The sequence below is a fragment of the Nocardia sp. CNY236 genome, assembly GCF_000482385.1.
Classification (GTDB): Bacteria; Actinomycetota; Actinomycetes; order Mycobacteriales; family Mycobacteriaceae; genus Nocardia.
Genome location: NZ_AXVD01000007.1, coordinates 1 through 16209, shown reverse-complemented (window position 1 = coordinate 16209; position 16209 = coordinate 1). Strand labels below are relative to the sequence as shown.

General features: G+C 63.2%; 18 protein-coding genes and 1 pseudogene. 10 read left to right on the top strand and 9 right to left on the bottom strand.

What is annotated here, in order from left to right:
* Positions 1-262 precede the first annotated feature (262 nt).
* Positions 263-439, top strand: coding sequence for a hypothetical protein (locus K940_RS32220; RefSeq protein WP_155980760.1), 177 nt, complete (start codon positions 263-265; stop codon positions 437-439).
* A gap of 291 nt (positions 440-730) precedes the next feature.
* The gene (locus K940_RS0106150) at positions 731-1024 is read left to right on the top strand and encodes a putative quinol monooxygenase (RefSeq protein WP_028476822.1); all 294 of its coding nucleotides are present in this window, start codon (positions 731-733) and stop codon (positions 1022-1024) included.
* A gap of 434 nt (positions 1025-1458) precedes the next feature.
* Here the strand turns inward: K940_RS0106150 and K940_RS27125 are convergent, their stop codons facing one another.
* The 6 genes and pseudogenes from K940_RS27125 to K940_RS27115 form a co-directional block, all read right to left on the bottom strand.
* The gene (locus K940_RS27125; protein WP_051406937.1) at positions 1459-2418 is read right to left on the bottom strand and encodes an alkaline phosphatase family protein; all 960 of its coding nucleotides are present in this window, start codon (positions 2416-2418) and stop codon (positions 1459-1461) included.
* Positions 2419-2626: 208 nt separating this feature from the next.
* A complete protein-coding gene (locus tag K940_RS33475) occupies positions 2627-3082 on the bottom strand; it encodes a methyltransferase domain-containing protein (RefSeq protein WP_051406936.1) in 456 nt (151 codons plus the stop codon).
* Between the two features lie 314 nt (positions 3083-3396).
* Positions 3397-3783, bottom strand: a complete 387-nt coding sequence (locus K940_RS0106135) for a VOC family protein (RefSeq protein ID WP_196812127.1) — start codon at positions 3781-3783, stop codon at positions 3397-3399.
* A 5-nt stretch (positions 3784-3788) separates the two neighbouring features.
* On the bottom strand, positions 3789-4088 hold the full coding sequence (locus tag K940_RS0106130) for a helix-turn-helix transcriptional regulator (protein WP_196812126.1): 300 nt from the start codon (positions 4086-4088) through the stop codon (positions 3789-3791).
* A gap of 127 nt (positions 4089-4215) precedes the next feature.
* Positions 4216-4743, bottom strand: coding sequence for a hypothetical protein (locus K940_RS0106125; protein ID WP_231390271.1), 528 nt, complete (start codon positions 4741-4743; stop codon positions 4216-4218).
* Positions 4744-4892: 149 nt separating this feature from the next.
* Positions 4893-5561 (bottom strand): annotated as a pseudogene (locus tag K940_RS27115) (hypothetical protein); the annotation flags it as partial.
* 316 nt (positions 5562-5877) lie between these two features.
* On the opposite strand from K940_RS27115, the gene K940_RS0106110 reads away from it, so the two are divergent.
* Positions 5878-6621, top strand: a complete 744-nt coding sequence (locus K940_RS0106110; protein ID WP_028476817.1) for a class I SAM-dependent methyltransferase — start codon at positions 5878-5880, stop codon at positions 6619-6621.
* A 152-nt stretch (positions 6622-6773) separates the two neighbouring features.
* On the top strand, positions 6774-6965 hold the full coding sequence (locus tag K940_RS0106105) for a hypothetical protein (RefSeq protein WP_028476816.1): 192 nt from the start codon (positions 6774-6776) through the stop codon (positions 6963-6965).
* A 22-nt stretch (positions 6966-6987) separates the two neighbouring features.
* Here the strand turns inward: K940_RS0106105 and K940_RS0106100 are convergent, their stop codons facing one another.
* Positions 6988-8241, bottom strand: coding sequence for an acetyl-CoA C-acyltransferase (locus K940_RS0106100; protein ID WP_036527708.1), 1254 nt, complete (start codon positions 8239-8241; stop codon positions 6988-6990).
* Between the two features lie 138 nt (positions 8242-8379).
* On the opposite strand from K940_RS0106100, the gene K940_RS0106095 reads away from it, so the two are divergent.
* From K940_RS0106095 to K940_RS0106085, 3 genes are all read left to right on the top strand, one after another.
* Positions 8380-9606: an acetyl-CoA acetyltransferase gene (locus K940_RS0106095; protein ID WP_028476814.1), complete on the top strand. Its 1227-nt coding sequence runs from the start codon at positions 8380-8382 to the stop codon at positions 9604-9606.
* Between the two features lie 23 nt (positions 9607-9629).
* Complete coding sequence (locus K940_RS0106090) at positions 9630-11147, top strand: carotenoid oxygenase family protein (protein WP_028476813.1); 1518 nt, start codon at positions 9630-9632, stop codon at positions 11145-11147.
* Between the two features lie 201 nt (positions 11148-11348).
* Positions 11349-12362 (top strand): class I SAM-dependent methyltransferase, encoded by a 1014-nt coding sequence (locus tag K940_RS0106085; RefSeq protein ID WP_231390270.1) that lies wholly within the window; start codon positions 11349-11351, stop codon positions 12360-12362.
* A 73-nt stretch (positions 12363-12435) separates the two neighbouring features.
* Here the strand turns inward: K940_RS0106085 and K940_RS0106080 are convergent, their stop codons facing one another.
* Positions 12436-13461, bottom strand: coding sequence for a phosphotransferase (locus K940_RS0106080; RefSeq protein WP_028476811.1), 1026 nt, complete (start codon positions 13459-13461; stop codon positions 12436-12438).
* A 470-nt stretch (positions 13462-13931) separates the two neighbouring features.
* Between K940_RS0106080 and K940_RS0106075 the strand changes: the two genes are divergently transcribed.
* Positions 13932-14339 (top strand): VOC family protein, encoded by a 408-nt coding sequence (locus tag K940_RS0106075; protein ID WP_028476810.1) that lies wholly within the window; start codon positions 13932-13934, stop codon positions 14337-14339.
* Positions 14340-14470: 131 nt separating this feature from the next.
* Here K940_RS0106075 and K940_RS30660 read toward each other — a convergent pair whose 3' ends face one another.
* On the bottom strand, positions 14471-15142 hold the full coding sequence (locus tag K940_RS30660; RefSeq protein WP_155980759.1) for a hypothetical protein: 672 nt from the start codon (positions 15140-15142) through the stop codon (positions 14471-14473).
* A gap of 282 nt (positions 15143-15424) precedes the next feature.
* On the opposite strand from K940_RS30660, the gene K940_RS0106065 reads away from it, so the two are divergent.
* Together K940_RS0106065 and K940_RS0106060 are read left to right on the top strand one after the other, a co-directional pair.
* Positions 15425-15763, top strand: coding sequence for a hypothetical protein (locus K940_RS0106065; RefSeq protein WP_028476809.1), 339 nt, complete (start codon positions 15425-15427; stop codon positions 15761-15763).
* 204 nt (positions 15764-15967) lie between these two features.
* A partial coding sequence (locus K940_RS0106060) for a helix-turn-helix domain-containing protein (protein WP_028477000.1) occupies positions 15968-16209 on the top strand: 242 nt, incomplete at its 3' end.

Below are 16209 nucleotides of genomic sequence, written 5' to 3'. Positions count from 1 at the left end.
CCCGAACCACGGACGAGCCCTGTTCGGCAGCCCGAACCAAGCGCTGCCGACTATCCGGCCGCCTACGGCCATGTCCGGGCACTGCTCGAGCAGGCCAGGCAGCAGCTACGCGAGCAACTCAGCGGTGGGCAATAAGCGCTATGCATGACTGCGGCGGTTCGTCAGGATGGGTTCGACCTCATCAGCACCATGGGAAGGTCGAGAATGCTTGTGCCAGAGCAGATGACCGGCTTCTGTTGGTGGGTGGGTGCACCATTGTTCGATGGGTGAGTACGACGCCATCAACGCACACAACGCCGCCAAGGCCCGTGCAGCGGGCTGGTCGGAGCCGACCGGCAGCCCGGGCCAGGTGAGCTGGGCGACCACCGTGCGCCAGAACAAAATCGACGAGTTCGACGCCGGAGAAACCGCCGAGCTGGATCCCAGCGTGCCACCCTGATGGTGGGTGCGGACGATAGAAGAACAGAACCGGATTGCTGTTGTCAACGAATCTGTTGACCCTGGATGTTCACCGCAGTCGCCGGGGGTAGCGACGGTGAGCGGGTGGCAGAACCCAGGTGGATGGGCGCGTCGTAGGATCCGGACAGTGCGAGACTATACAAGATCGCTTCAAGGGGACGTATTTCGTTATCAGTCAGTTGCATTCACACGCTGGAACACGGTGTCGGTCAGGACGAAGAAGTCCTCGATTCCGAATCTCTGTGTCAACTGCACGTAGCAAAGGACGCTCATGTCAACATTGGTGACCAATGTCCGTTTCGTCGCAAAGCCAGGTCGGGAAAAGGAGGTGAAAGAGGTGCTGTTGACGCTTCTCGAGTCCACTCGCCTCGAAGAGGGCTGTATCGCCACCGAACTCTATCAGCATCACGACGACCCGACCCGAATTGCGTTGATGGGGGACTGGGTTGGCGTCGAGGCCTTGGCCATGCACTTCGAGATGCCGCATCTGAAAGTTGCTTTAGCGGCGTTGGAGGACCTCCTGGTCGAACCGTACAGTCTGCGGAAGCTCACCGAGATCCAATAACCCAGCGCCGTCCAACCTCGGCGCTTGGCGAACCAACAAGTCCGTACAGGGTCAGCCGGTCTCCGGGCTTCAGTACATGCCACCCCATCCGGCGGGTGACGGCCCAACTACGGTCACGGACCCGCGGTTTGGTCAGCGCCACCGACATAAGGCGCATCCGGACAGGAAGAAGCCATCCAACTCCGAGCGGCTCAGGTCCCCGACGAACCGCTCGTACGCGGCCGCCGCTAGCGCCAATTTCTGTACCGATGTTCCTCAACCCCGAACGAGCCGCTGTTCACCAACGGACCCAACCCCCGCGACACACTGCTGCCAACGATCATTCACGGCCTGGTCGTTGCCGGGATCCTGGTCGGGCTCACTACCTCCGGGATCACGCTGATCCATCTGGCCCACGCCCGGTCGCCACGAGAGGTCGATCGGGCGCAATCGGATCAGCCTGCCGAGCCAAGGTTCGGGGCGTTGACGACGGACGTGCCGTCGAAATCGGGGCTCGGCGGTACGCCGAGCAGGTCCAGTGCGGTTGGGGTGATATCGACGAGGGAGTTGCTGGAGTTGGTCACGCCCGCTTTGAACGCGGGTCCGCGGGCGATCAGGAAGTTGGCTGTCTCGTCGGCGGATTGGCCGCCATGGCCGCCGAGGGGCCGGTGCCCGTGGTCGGTGGTGACCAGGATGTTCCACCGCTCATTGGGGTATGCCTTGGCGCGCGCGTCGACGGCGGCGACGATCTTGCCGACCTGAGTGTCGACGCTACGGACGGCGGCGAGGTACTCCGTCGAGGCGCCTCCGTGGCTGTGGCCTGCCCCGTCGACCTGGTCGAGGTGGGTGAACAGGAAGTCGGGCCCTTCGTTCGCGATGGCGGCCGCGCTCGAGTCGGCGGTGACGGCGTCGATCTTCGCACCGGTGGGGTCGTTGGGCTGCTGCGGGCTGCGGACGTTCACATCGGCGTGCGGGTCACCGGCGCCCGCGATGATGCCGATGGTCGGCCAGGTGACGATCGACACGGTCCGCAGGCCCGGATCGGCCTTTTCCACCTGGGTGAACACCGTCGGATACTTCGCGAACGGCGCGGTGGTGACGTTGTTGTTCTTGATGCCGTGCTTGGTGTCCCACACCCCGGTCAGCACCGTCGACCACGACGGGCCGGAAATGGTGATGTGCGGGGCGATGGACGTTTGCCCGAGGGTGCCCTCAGCGGCGAGCTTCAGGAGGTTCGGGGCTTCCGCTTCCTGAACCTTCTTGTACATCACCCCATCCAGTCCGATGACCACCACCTTGTTCACGGCGGCATCGGCATGCGCGGGTGCGGTGGTCGCCAGGCTCGCAGCCACCGGCAACGCGGTAGCCAGTGCGATCGCGAGGTGGCTCAGAAACTTCCCTTGCGGTGACCTCATGGTCTAGACCATTGCATGGGAACGGCCTGGGTACCAGTTGTTCGAGTGGGAGTTCATCGACCTTTCATGCGAGCTATGAAGTCCGTTCGTGTCGCTTCGTAATTCGGTTTCGGTGTAGGTCGGATACCTCGGTAACTATGCCTTTCCGGTTGGCGGCCGCTGTCGCCGATCGGACTTGGTGACAGCGGCCGACCGTTGAGGTCGCGGTTCATGGTGCTGACCGATCGGTGATCGAACGACAGACCAGCATTTCGTTTCCGCCCACTTGGAACTCGTAGTCGACATCGATGATCCGGCCATCGATCGCGTGCGTGCGTAGGTCGGCGAGCAACGCATCCAGACGCGGGTAGCGGGAGACCGCACCGATTGGTACGAGCGGGAAGACACGCAGCTCACCATGGGTGACACGCATCAGCTCGATCAAGGCGCGGCGGTGAAAGTCGTAGTCGAAATCCCGGGCATAGCTGAACAGCAGGTGCGAGCTGAGAACCAGGTCGAAATCATTGTCGGGGAAGGGAAGCCGGGGTAGCCGTCCGGCAACGTAGCGGCTCAGGTCGTGTCGAGTATGGGCGGCGAAGCGTTCGGCCGCGTGACGGCGCTGGAGCCGGTGCTGTTCAGGATCGGCGAAGAAGGTCCACTTGTAGAGGTGCTGGTGGGATCGCACAAATCGGTTGCCGCGCTCGACCTCGGTCGTCGAGCGAGCGAGAGCTGACCAGAATTCGTCCGAAGCTCTCGGCTGGCGACTGTTCGTCGATCTCGGGTATTGGCGGGTTGTCCTTCCTCTATTCCAACGCCACCTCGCACGGCTGGAACGAGCGTCGCTCGAGACAGGACAAGGCCGCGGGTGAGGCAGCCGCACAGGGTCTTCGGCCGCTAGGACAGATAGCACCAACGGCGCGCGAAGATCATCACCGGTCGATTGGACCACAGGCGGTGTGGAAACGGGTACCGACTTCTGATGTCTGCGGAGTTGGTCGACTACCTCATGGCGGCGATCTGGATCAGATTGCCGCAGGTGTCGTCGAAGACGGCAGTGACTACTGGCCCCATGTCGATCGCACCTTGGGTGAACTCGACACCCAGCCCCTGCAATCGCTCGACCTCGGCGTGCACATCATCGACAGTGAACTGGGCGAACGGGATGCCGTCGGCGACCAGTGCTTGCTTGAACGGACCCACTGCCGGATGGCTGTCCGGCTCCAACAGCAGTTCGACACCATCCGAGGCGGCGGGGGAGACCACGGTGAGCCAGCGCGCGTCGCCGGCGGGCACGTCGGTCTTCTTGATGAATCCCAGTTTCTCGGTGTAGAAGTCGAGTGCTTTGGTTTGGTCGTCGACGAATACGCTTGTGACGCGGATACGGATCACGGTTATGGTACCTCTCGGTCGATGGGCCACCGCTCGATGATCGAGCGCAGCGGGATCGTGTCGATGTAGTGGAACTTGTACCGGCCCTGACGCCGGGTATGTACCAGGCCAGCCTGTTCGAGCACGGCGAGGTGTTGCGAGATGGCTTGGCGCGAGGAAGCCAAGCCGTGCTTCATGGTCAGTCGGCTGCAGATCTCGAACAGCGTCTGACCGTCGTTGTCGATCAGCTCGTCCAGGATGATGCGTCGTGTCGCGTCGCCAATGGCCTTGAACAGGTCGGGGTCAGCGTCCACGAGCCCAATAATAGGCAAGTTTCTACTTGCCTGTCAATGGAGAGCCGTCTGACGCCGAGTCGTTGTCGTCGAACCCTCTACCGGCTCGACCGCACCGTGCCGGGAAGTTCGTCGGCACGGTGCGGTCGGGTGTCGGTCAGGGTACGAAAACCTCTGCCACAGCAGGGATGTTGCGGCGGTCGGTGCCGATGGTGAGCTGCACGCGGCCGGGGCCGGTATGGGCGACCAGGTTGGTTCGAGAGGAAGCGGGTTGACTCGCCGGGATGAAGCCCGAGACGGTCCCGGACTGGCCGGTATCGAGGTTGTGCCAGTCGACGACGGCGGTGATGTTGCAGGCGAGCAACGTCGGGCCCCAATCACCGATGGGTGAGTAGCCCTGCCCGATACGCAGGGCGATGGAGTGTGTCGCGCCAGGAGCCACAGAAGGATCCATGAGCGGGCCGTCGAAGGCCGACAAGCCGGTGGTGAGCATGCCCAGGCACACCCCATCACCCATCGTGAATGTCGGGGAGGTGTACATGCTGGTCTGTACGCAAGTACGTGGTCCCACATTCGACGTCGCGAGCTGACAAGGGCCGTCCGGGTTGGCGTTGGCGGGTGCGGCGAAGGCCATTCCCGCGGTGAGGAAGGTGGCAGCCGTCAAGTACCGGAGCGTGCTATTCATCGTTGAACCCTTCTGAACGTAGGAGGATTGCCGTGTACTACAGCGGCAGCCGATCATTCCGCGAAACGTGGGGCCGACCGGTCGGCCCCACGAGATAACTGTCGGTCGCAGCGGCGGGCACGTTACTCGTCCGTCGGCCATCTGCTCGTTCAGCCGGTCCAGGGTGGCGTGTCGCGATCGTTCGGCGCCGTCCGGTGCACCTGCAGCAGGAACTCGGCGTTGTCTCGAGTCTTCTCGAGGCGGCTGATCAACAGTTCGAGCGCCTGACGCGCATCGAGTTCGGCGAGCACACTTCGTAGCGTGTGTACGTTCGAATACTCCTCGACCGACATGAGCAGCTGGTCTTTTCGGGTACTGGACGGATACATGTCGACCGCCGGGAACACGCGCCGTTCAGCGATTCGACGGTCGAGTTTGAGCTCAGCGTTGCTGGTGCCCTTGAACTCTTCGAAAATTACCGTGTCGCCCGTCGATCCGGTCTCCACCAAGGCCGTCGCGATGATCGTCAGCGAACCGCCGTCCTCGATGTGGCGCGCTGCGCCGAGAAACCGCTTCGGCGGGTACAGCGCCGTGCTGAAATTCGGTCGCGCTCGGAAGGACTCGACGTTGTCGCCATTGATCGTGTCCAGCCGGACCAGAGGGTTGAACTTCTGTCGATGTTTGCCTTCGCTGTTGTCACTGTCGCGAACGATTCGGGCAACGCCGGTGACCGAGTCACCACGGCGCAGCCCATTCTTGCGGACCAGGTTCATCGACAGGTGTAGGTCGTTCGGCCCTGGCGGGTACCCCGAAGTGCGCACGAATGCGCAGTTCTCCAGCTTCTGCGCTGGTTCATGTAGTTCCGGCGCACATATTTCGGTAGAGATGACGATCAACTGTCCTGAGTTCGGAGCTGCGCGTGGCCGATCGTTCGTCGAATCTGTTGCTGGGTAGCAGCTTTCGCGCAATATATCTGCGGAAACGAATTCTTCGCGAAGGGGCAGTTCGTCGCGCACTCCACATCTTGCGTATCTCTACCCGACGAGAACTGGAAGGAATTCGACTGTGGTCCTAAAATGGCAAAATATCGCTTATAGATATTGAGAAGTATTTCCTGTTTTTGTTTCGGGATCGCCACCAGAATCGAGGTGCAGGGTGTCCAGCGAAACTGTAAAGCCGACGTTCGAACAGGTGTACGGCGAAGAGCGGTCACGCGAGGCGCTGCCGGCGTTGATTCCATGGGATATCGGTCGTCCACAACCGGTGGTGCAGGAGTTGGTGGCCCATGGCGCCGTGCGCGGCGAGGTGCTCGACCCGGGGACCGGTCCAGGCCACCATGCGATCTACTACGCAGCGAAAGGCTACTCCGCCACGGGAATCGACGCTTCACCAGCAGCGATCGAGCGAGCCGAACACAATGCGCGGATTGCCGAGGTGAGAGTGAACTTCCAACTGGGCGATGTGACCCGACTCGACGGGTACGAGAATCGATTCGACACCGTGGTCGATGCCGGATGCTATCACACATTCATGGACGACGAAGACACCCAGATCGTCTACGCACAAGCCTTGCATCGAGCGACCAGACCAGGAGCGCGGCTGTATCTGTTCGAATTCGGGCGTCACAACGTCAACGGTGTGCAGTTGCCGGGGCTGTCGGCCGAGAGTTTCGAGCGGGTGCTTCCCGCATCGGGCTGGCGTGTCGACTATATAGGGACCACCACATATCAAGACCGCTTGGTTCCCGAGTTCTTCACCTGGCTGTTCCAGCAGAGCGAGCACGAATGGGCGTCGACGATGGCGCCGGTGCGAGATCAACTCCACGTCATCGGACCGCTGCTCGAAAACCACCTCGTGCATATTCCGTGTTGGGCCGTGCACGCCACACGCACCAACTGATCTGTGTGATCGTCTTGCGATGCCGTGCCACTCGGATCGGTCTTCCCTGTGACGGATTCGGTCGTGGTGTACCCGATTGCGCTGCAAGGTGTCCGAAGCGCGCCCCGGTGGGCCAAGGCGCGGACTGGTGGCTATGACCCCATACGGACCCCATGGGTTTGCGTCATCAGGACCGCAACCCACACATGAACAACCAGCACGACAACGCCATCCGGGACTACCACCGAGACCAAGACCAGGAAACAGCACGCGACGCCGCCAACAGGCACAACTCTTCGCAGATGATCCGCCTCGACGGCAAGGGCTACACCATATGCCGCCCACAGGCCACGTGGTGCCAGTGACCGACTACCCCTGGTCCACCGATCACGGCATCCGAGCCCCGGAATCGTCCAGCCGCTCGATGAGCAGGGCGACGCCCACCCCGGCCGCACCGGACACCGCTGCGACACCGTAACGGCCTTCGCGTTCCTCCAAGGCTTCGACACACCCGCCGACGAGGATCGCGCCAGTGGCGCCGAAGGCATGTCCCATTGCCATCGTGCCGCCGTTCGGGTTGAGCCGGTCCGGCCCGGCATCGAGATCGCGCCGCAGCCGAAGACACATCGCAGAGAAGGCTTCGGCGAATTCGAAGACATCGATATCCGCCGCGGTGAGACCGGCTCGGGCCAAGACCATATCGATCGCGCTCTGACCGGCGGTGAGCATGATGACCGGGTTGACGGCTGCGCTGGCCGCGGCGACGATCCGGGCCCGGGGCCGTAGGCCGGTGCGGTCGGCGGCCGCACTGTCACCGAGCAGCAGCAATGCCGCGGCGTCGGCCATGGCGGGTGATGTGCCCACGGTGTGTAGGTGGTCTATCCGGTCGACCACCGGATTGGCGTCGAGGGCGATCGCATCCTGCCCCCCTGCGCCGAGGTCCGCGAACGCCGGTTTCAGCTCGGCCAGTCCGTCCAGGGTGGTCGCGGGGCGGACGAGTTCGTCATGATCCAAACCGCGCGTGTGCGCGTCCGCCGGCACGGGAACCAGGCAACGGGCGAAAGCGCCGCGCGCTCGAGCATCAGCAGCCTTGCGCTGTGTTTCCACGCCGTAGCTGTCGAGTTCGGCGCGGGTGAACCCCTCGATGGTGGCATTGAGGTCGGCTGCGACACCCATATGGATGGAGCCGATGCCACGGACCGTCGCGGGGTCGGACCACAGTGGGCCTCGGTCGGCGAACAGCGGCACGCGGGAAACGCTCTCGACCCCACCCGCGACGGCGAGACCCACATCGCCGGCGCGTATGCGCGCGGCAGTCTGCCCGACGGCGTCGGCGCCGGAGGCACAGAACCGATTGACGGTGGCGCCCGCAGCCCGCTCACCCCATCCGGACAGCAGCGTCGCGGTGCGGGCGAGATTGCCGCCTTGGTCGTCTACCTGGGAGGCGCACCCCAGGACGACATCCTCGACCAGTTCGACATCCAGCGCATTGCGCCGCGCGAGGTCGCGCTGCAGGTGGATGACGAGGTCGATCGGGGTGTGGCCGGACAACGACCCTTTGGCAGATCCACGCCCGCGGGGCGTCCGGACGTAGTCGAGGACGAGGGCGTCCGCGGGTGCGATCGGCGCGATACCGGCCATTCGGGGCTCCTTGGGATCCAACAGCTGCTATATTTCGACATAGTTACTCTGTTAGTTGTAGCTTGATGGCGAGGCTTTGCCAAGCCCTTCCGGTTGCCTCACATGCGCGGAAACCGTCGAGAACGCAAGGGAGTGTTCATGACCAGCACCGATATCTGGGTATTGGCTGGCTATCAAAGCGATTTCGCCCGAAACCTGACCCGTGAGGGAAAGGACGCCGCGGATCTGACCCGCGAGGTGGTGGACGGCACCCTGGAAGCAGCCCGGATGCCCGGCGATCGGATCGACGTCGTACACGTCGGCAACGCCTTCGGGGAGTTGTTCACCGGTCAAGCACACATGGGTGCTCTGCCCGCCACGGTGCGCGAGGACCTGTGGGAAGTGCCCGCATCCCGGCACGAGGCCGCGTGCGCTTCGGGCAGCATCGCGCTGCTCTCGGCTATGGCCGATCTGCGGGCAGGGTCCTATGACACCGCGTTGGTCGTCGGAGTGGAGTTGGAGAAGACCGTTCCCGGCGATACCGGCGCCCAGTATCTGGGCGCCGCTGCATGGGCCGGGCACGAGGGCCACGACGTGAAGTTCGTGTGGCCGTCGATGTTCAGCCGGATCGCCGAGGAATACGCGCAACGATTCGGGCTCGACGATGCGCATCTGCGGGCGATCGCCGAGCTCAATTTCGCCAATGCCCGTCGTAATCCATGCGCGCAGACCCGCGACTGGGAGGTGCCACCGCTGACATCCGGAGCCCCCGGCGAGGACAATCCGGTCGTGGAAGGGCGATTGCGCCGCTTCGATTGCAGCCAGATCACCGATGGCGGCGCGGGAGTCGTGCTCGTCACCGATGAATACCTGTGCCGAAACCCGCAGATGCAGCCGTGGGCACGGCTGCTCGGCTGGGGCCACCGGACTGTGGGTCTACCGCTGGAGCAGAAACTGAACCGTTCCCGCGGCGGGCCGTACGTCATGCCGCATGTGCGGCGAGCGGTCCTCGACGCCTTCGACCGCGCCAGCATCGATCTCGCTGGTCTCGACGGGTTGGAGACCCATGATTGCTTCACTGCCAGTGAGTATCTCGCGATCGACCATATCGGCCTCACCGGTCCAGGCGAATCATGGAAGGCGATCGAGAACGGGGACATCGCACCCGGCGGCCAGTTGCCGATCAACCCCAGCGGAGGCTTGATCGGCGGCGGTCATCCGGTCGGCGCGTCGGGGGTGCGGATGCTGCTCGATGCCAGTCGGCAAGTGGCCGGTACGGCTGGGGACTACCAGGTCGAGGGTGCGCGTACGTTCGGCACACTCAATATCGGCGGGAGTACCGCCACCACAGTCAGTTTCGTCGTCGGCAGCGCGCCGGTCGCCTGAGGGTCGAAGGAGAGGACCTCACCATGGATGTCGAAATCGTCGGACGACTATTGTCCACTCTGCCAGAGGATGACGATCACCCGTACCGAACCGGCCCGTGGCGGCCGCAAGCGACCGAGTGGCGCGCCGACGACCTCGACGTCGTCGAAGGCGAGATCCCCGCCGACCTCGATGGCGTGTATCTGCGCAATACCGAGAACCCGGTGCATCCTTCGCTGAAGAACTATCACCCGTTCGATGGTGATGGAATGATCCATCTGGTGGGCTTCCGGCACGGAAAGGCCTTCTATCGCAACCGGTTCGTGCGTACCGATGGCTTGATGGCCGAGACCGAGGCAGGATCGGCATTATGGGCCGGAGTCTCGGAGCCGCCGGACCTGGCCAAGAAGGATCACGGTTGGGGTGCGCGCGGACGGATGAAGGACGCTTCGAGCACCGATGTGATCGTCCATCGAGGCATGGCGCTGACCAGTTTCTACATGTGCGGCGACCTCTACCGGCTCGATCCCTATACCGCCGAGACGAAGGGCAAGCAGACTTGGGGCGGTGCATTCCCATTCGAGTGGGGCGTATCGGCGCATCCGAAGGTCGACGACCGCACCGGCGAACTGTTGTTCTTCAACTACAGCAAGCAGGATCCGTTCATGCACTACGGCGTCGTCGACGCCGACAACACCTTGGCGCACTATGTCGACATCCCACTTCCTGGACCGCGGCTGCCCCATGACATGGCCTTCACCGAAAACTATGCAATCCTCAACGACTTCCCGATGTTCTGGCCCACCGAGGCGCTCGCGAAAGGACTGCACCGTCCTCGGTTGCACCGCGACATCCCCTCCCGTTTCGCGGTCATCCCGCGGCGGGGGCAGACCAGTGAGATCCGCTGGTTCGAAGCTGATCCGACCTATGTGCTGCATTTCACCAACGCCTATGAGGACGGTGACGAGATCGTTCTGGACGGATTCTTCCAAGGCGATCCCAACCCGGCCGATACCGGTACGGGCAGTAAATGGGAGCGCGCCTTTCGCTTCCTGGCTCTGGATCGCATGCAAACCCGCCTGCACCGCTGGCGGTTGAACCTCACAACCGGACAGGTGAAAGAAGAGCGGCTCACCGACACGATCACCGAGTTCGGCATGATCAACAGCCAACATGCGGGGCAGCCCTACCGGTATACGTGGGCGGCCACCGGGAAGCCGGGCTGGTTCCTCTTCGATGGGTTGGTGCGCCACGACCTGCTGACCGGCACCGAAGAGCGGATGTCGTTCGGCGACGGTGTCTATGGCAGCGAGACCGCGATGGCGCCACGCATCGGCAGTACCGGTGAGGACGATGGCTACCTGATCACTCTGACCACCGATATGAATGCGGATGCCTCGTACTGCGTAGTACTCGACGCCGCCCGGGTCTCGGATGGTCCGGTATGCAAACTCAGACTGCCGGAGCGCATCTCCAGCGGTACCCATTCGACGTGGGCCGACGGCGCGGAGCTACGCCGGTGGCACACCGCGGATACAGCTGCCGAGGCGATCGGACTGTAGGTCACCGCACACTTCTGCTGCCGGCAATGGGGCTGCTCAGGGTGCTGTGAACGGCGGTGAACGGCGCAAACGGCACCCTCTCATCCAGGTCGGTCCGAGCATGGCGATCCCTTCGCCGCATCGACAATGTGACGATTCGAACCCGCAAAACTAGAACACGTATTAGTTTGGACTCGGGTCGATAGGACATTGTCGAAGGGCGTGCACGTGGACTGGTACCGGATCAAGACCGCGGCGACGGGGGTCAGGCGACTCGCGACACTGTCGGACGAAGACAAACGGTCGGCCATCGACGCGTTTCAGTTCCTCCAGCGCATGCAGGCGGGCGCAGCTACCGAAACCGCTGACGAGACGAGGGCAGTGGCGGACTACTACAAGGTCCTCAACAACATGCTGTCGGTGTTCGACCTGGAGAAGCTCTACATCCCGCCGATGCTCGACGAGACGAAAGGGCTCTACGACAATCAGATCTTGATCGAGAAGTCGGTGCTGAAGGACCTGGCCCTGAAGGACCCTGCCAACTCCCACCTGCTCGATATGGGGTGCGGGCGCGGACGCATCTCGCACCACTTCGCCACCCTCACCGGAGGGCAGGTCTCGGGCTACAACATCGATCCGAATCAGCTCGAGAACGCCACTGCATGGGCGGCCCGATGTGGCATGAGCGATCGGCTGCACTTCGAGTTCGGCGATCACCACAAGCCTCTCGACTACGAGTCCGAGTCCTTCGACGGCTGCTTCTCCTTCCAAGCCGTCTGGCCGTTCTTCAAGAAGGACGAGCTGGACGCCCACGCTCGGGAGATGTACCGGGTCCTCGCGCCCGGTGCGCGCTACGCCTGCTCGGAATACCTACTGACGCCGTACTTCGATTGGGACAACGAAGAACACGTCGCTCTGCACAAACTCTTCCTTCCCACGCTCGCAGCGACGCAATCGCTGTACCCCGCAGACGTCTGTGCAGCGTTGGAACGAGCGGGCTTCCACATCGTGCTGTCGGCGCCGTCGAAGAGTGAGGCATGGCCCTTGTGCGACCAGAAGGCCAACCTCATTCGTCAGGTACGCAAGGTGATTCGCGGGCTGGAAAAAGCGCGGATCATGCCGCCGTGGGTCGAGGAGTCGCTCGAGCTACTGCAGACCGGTGGCAAGGCCTGGAATCAGGCCGAGCGGGCAAAGATTGCCGACCTCAACTGGCGGATCGTGGCCGAGAAGCGCTGACGAGCGACAAGCGGCGGGATCTTCTCGAGTTTTCGTTGCCGAGGTCGAAACAGCTCCACGTCCCGGATCGTCGTCAAGCGGTGAGATGGAAGGGCGAGGAGTTCAGCAGCGCCTCGAGCGAGTCCAGTGGCGCACGGCCGAAGCGACCGGCTTCGTCGTAGCCCTGTGCCTGTAGGGACCTGTCCCATGTCAGCGCCCTGCTCACCTTGGCCAATCGACAGGCCAGGTCGAGTTCGCGCAGCAGCGTCTCCCGCGGGGCGAGGTCGGTGAAGGCATCCAGGTAGGCGTCCCGGACCCGCAGCACCGCCGGATCGTCGTCACCGACCTCGAGGAACTGCCGCACTGTGCCGATTCCGACCAGCATGCTGGCGAACGGGTGGGTGACCACGCTGTCGCCCCAGTCGTAGAACGCCGTTCGGCCGCCCGCGGTCGCAGTGGATTCGAAGATGTTCCATAGATGCAGGTCGCCGTGGTCGAGACTGGCCGGTACTCGGCTGTCTCCCAGTTCGGCGCACCAGGAGCCGAACTCGTCCCGCATGGCCGTGATGTCGGCGAGCGTCTGTCGGTCGGCGCGCTCGCCGTGCCGCTCGATGTAGGCACCCACCGTGTGCAGTGCCTCCGTGAGACGATCGGGCATCCGTTCGGGCCGCATGTCGGCTACGCCGACCTCCAGCAGTCGGGGCACGTGCGCGCTCAGGTCGCGTTGCAGGCAGGCGTACCGGGGTAGCGCCTCCGTCAGCGCCTGGACCAGGTCCTCGCCCTGTAGCCGATCACCGAGCACCGGCCCGCCGTCGGGCAGCAGTAGCAGGCCGCGCCGGGTGTCGGAGGCCAACGCGGTCAGCGTCCGGTCGGGGCAGACTTCGGAGAAGACCTCGTATAGGCCGATCTCGAAGGTGGTCAGCGGCCCGGGCGCCTTGAGCCAGTACGTCCCACCAGTGGTCGGAATCTGCAGGACGGTACCCCACGGGCGCAGATGCGGTTGGGTCGCCGGGCCAGTACGTCTGATGCCAGCTACGCCGAGTTGCAACTCGGCCCACTCGACCGCGGCGGCCCGCCACCGCTCGGTGGACCACACGGCGATGCCGTAGTCAGGAGCCATTGCCGTCACCTCATGTCGACGTCGGAAAACGAACTGGGGTTCACTGCGTGCCTACGCCCGCTGTCGGCGCAGCGCGTCCGCCACATCCGGCGCGCCGTCGTCCTCGGCGGCGCTGCCTACGAAGTCCGCCGCCGACTGCTCGGAGCAAAATCGCCCGCATCACCCTCCTGTCACGATCGTCGGCCTTGCGGCCAGCGCGTTCCGGCTCCCGGAGCGGGGCCGCCGTGGCCCGGCAGCCCGAGGCGGTGGATGCCGAGACCGCGTACCTTCCCGGGGCAGCGGACGTACCGACCACCCAACGCGCTCAACAAAGCGCAATCGTATACATGCGAGGAGACTGTCGGTAGAAACACCCTTTGTCAACCGCTCCGGGAATTTTCCGGTGGCCACGACACACCGGAGGACGATGAATATCGCGGCGTTGGGCCGTCAGTACTGCAGAGGTTCGTACTCATCGGAAAGGAAGCGCCATGAACTGGACCCTCGAGGTCGTCGTCGTCCCTGTATCGGATGTCGATCGGGCGAAGGATTTCTACAGCCAGCGACTGGGATTCACTGTTGACCACGACACGAAGATCGCCGACGGCGTGCGCATCGTGCAACTGACGCCTCCGGGCTCCGGTTGCTCCATAGTCATCGGTGAAGGCGCAGTCCCGAACATGGAACCCGGCTCCGTCAAGGGCCTCCAACTGGTTGTACCCGACATCGAGCAAGCACACAAAGAACTGGCGGCGCGCGGCGTCGCGGTCACCGACGTCCAGGTCGTTGGAGAAAACCCCTCGCCCACAGCAGATCCCCTCGACAACGTCGGATTCGTCTTCTTCGAAGACCCCGACGGCAATAGCTGGGGCGTCCAGCAGATCTCGTCGCGAGGATGAGCCGTATCCCCACGCAGGGAAACCCACCATCTGTATACACGGCAGCGAGCAGTGCGGCCCGAACAGCCGAGAAGTACGGCTGTCCGGGCCTACCTGTCGCGCTCTACCGGTTGCGGACCGACGACGAGGGATTACCTCACTACATATAGCGCTCCGCAGTCACCAGACGTTACGTGGTTCGGATTTGTTCCAGTGTTCGAAACGCCGAGTACCAACGGAATTCGCCCCGGTTCGGTGGGGATATCAGGGATGGACAAGATGTTTCTCCGTCCCTGCACCACGGCCGTGACGTTGTCCACGCCGCTCAGTCCGGTATCGAGGTTCGACCAAACCACCGAGAACTGCTGGCTGTAGGGAGTTTCCGATTGGGCATTCGTCCGTGCGATCACATCGATCGATCCGTCACCGTCCTGGGTGACGAACACCTTGGTCGATGCATGGACCGTGAAGTCGTCCGGTGTGAGATAGTTGATGGTACATAGCTCTTCGCCTGGCGGGTTCGGCGCCGCGGCGACGCTCGGCGCGGCAGCGAGAGTTGCCGCGGTGAGAGACGAGATGGCAATGATTCCCATCAGGCCCTTGTGTCCAAATGATTTTCGCATAGTATTACCGCCGATCTTGAAATATTCGTGATCATGGTGAATGGTTTTGTCGTACAGCGACTCAGGCCGACATCGATAGTCGAGCCTCTCGTCGATCAGTTCTTGCCAGGCTGTGTTGTTTACCGGTTCTCGATGCTCGTTCCCCCATTCATCGTGGTTGTCAACGCATCTCAGAATGATCTGGTGGGGAAAGCCGGCCAAGTGGAGCCGCACCTACTCGGATTGCCAGTTCACTTGCCATTGCTATCCGCCTGCTGTGGTCGGACTATCGTGCATCACCGAAATCCCGTTACGGAGTTTCTCGGAGACGTCTGGATCCGGCTCCACGGCGACGTCGACGAGGCCGGGAGACGCCGCTTCCGCTCGTGGCCCCGAGTGGATCGCCGAGAGAAGCCGTGGGCAGCACCTCTGGAGCAGGTAACAGGGGTTCTATGGAAACGATAGGAATGCAGAGGGTTTCGTACTCGATACGCAGGAGGCCACGTGAACTCGCCCATCAAATACTTGCTCACCGCCGCGGCGGTGACCGCGGCACTCGTGCTCCCCGGTGCACCACAGGCGATGGCCTATCCTGTTGGCCCGTGGGGCGTCGAAGGATCCTGCCCGGGTGTGGGGCCGAGGCAGTGCCCATTCGGTCCCTCCGAAGATGGTCTGACATGGTCCTACCGCGGAGCCTCCTGGAACTACGACAAGACGGGCGCTTTCGTCTGCGGCCACGACCCGGGGAGCTCTGCCCGGAACGCGTACTGCAGCGCGATGATGACCCTGGTCCGCGCGCTCCCGCCTTTGCCTATCGGTGAGCTGGTCGACAGCTCGAGCTGAGTCACCTGCGCCGGTGTGAACGCACCGGCGCAGGTGTTGCGCGGTCACCGGAACGGCCAACTATGACCATCGGAGACTGCACAGACACGTCCACAGTCGACAATCGCTGTGCGAGAAATGAAGTCATGACCTAGTGTGCCGCGCCAGGAATTTATTATCTATTTTCTGTATAGGCGGCGTGTCGGCGTGCGGCTGGATCCCGGGATGACGATGCTTGTGGTTGTGGCCGAGCGTGGACGTCCGAGACAGCCGTTGGTGTTGACCGAGGAGGAGCGGAAGGTGCTCACCGGGTGGGTGCGTCGGCGGAAGTCGGCGCAGGCGTTGGCGCAGCGGTCGAGGATCGTGCTGGCGTGTGCGGAGGGGTTGTCGAATACGGATGTCGCGGCGCGGGAGCGTGTTTCGCTTCCGACGGTGGGTAAGTGGCGTAAGCGGTTCCTCGAGCGGCG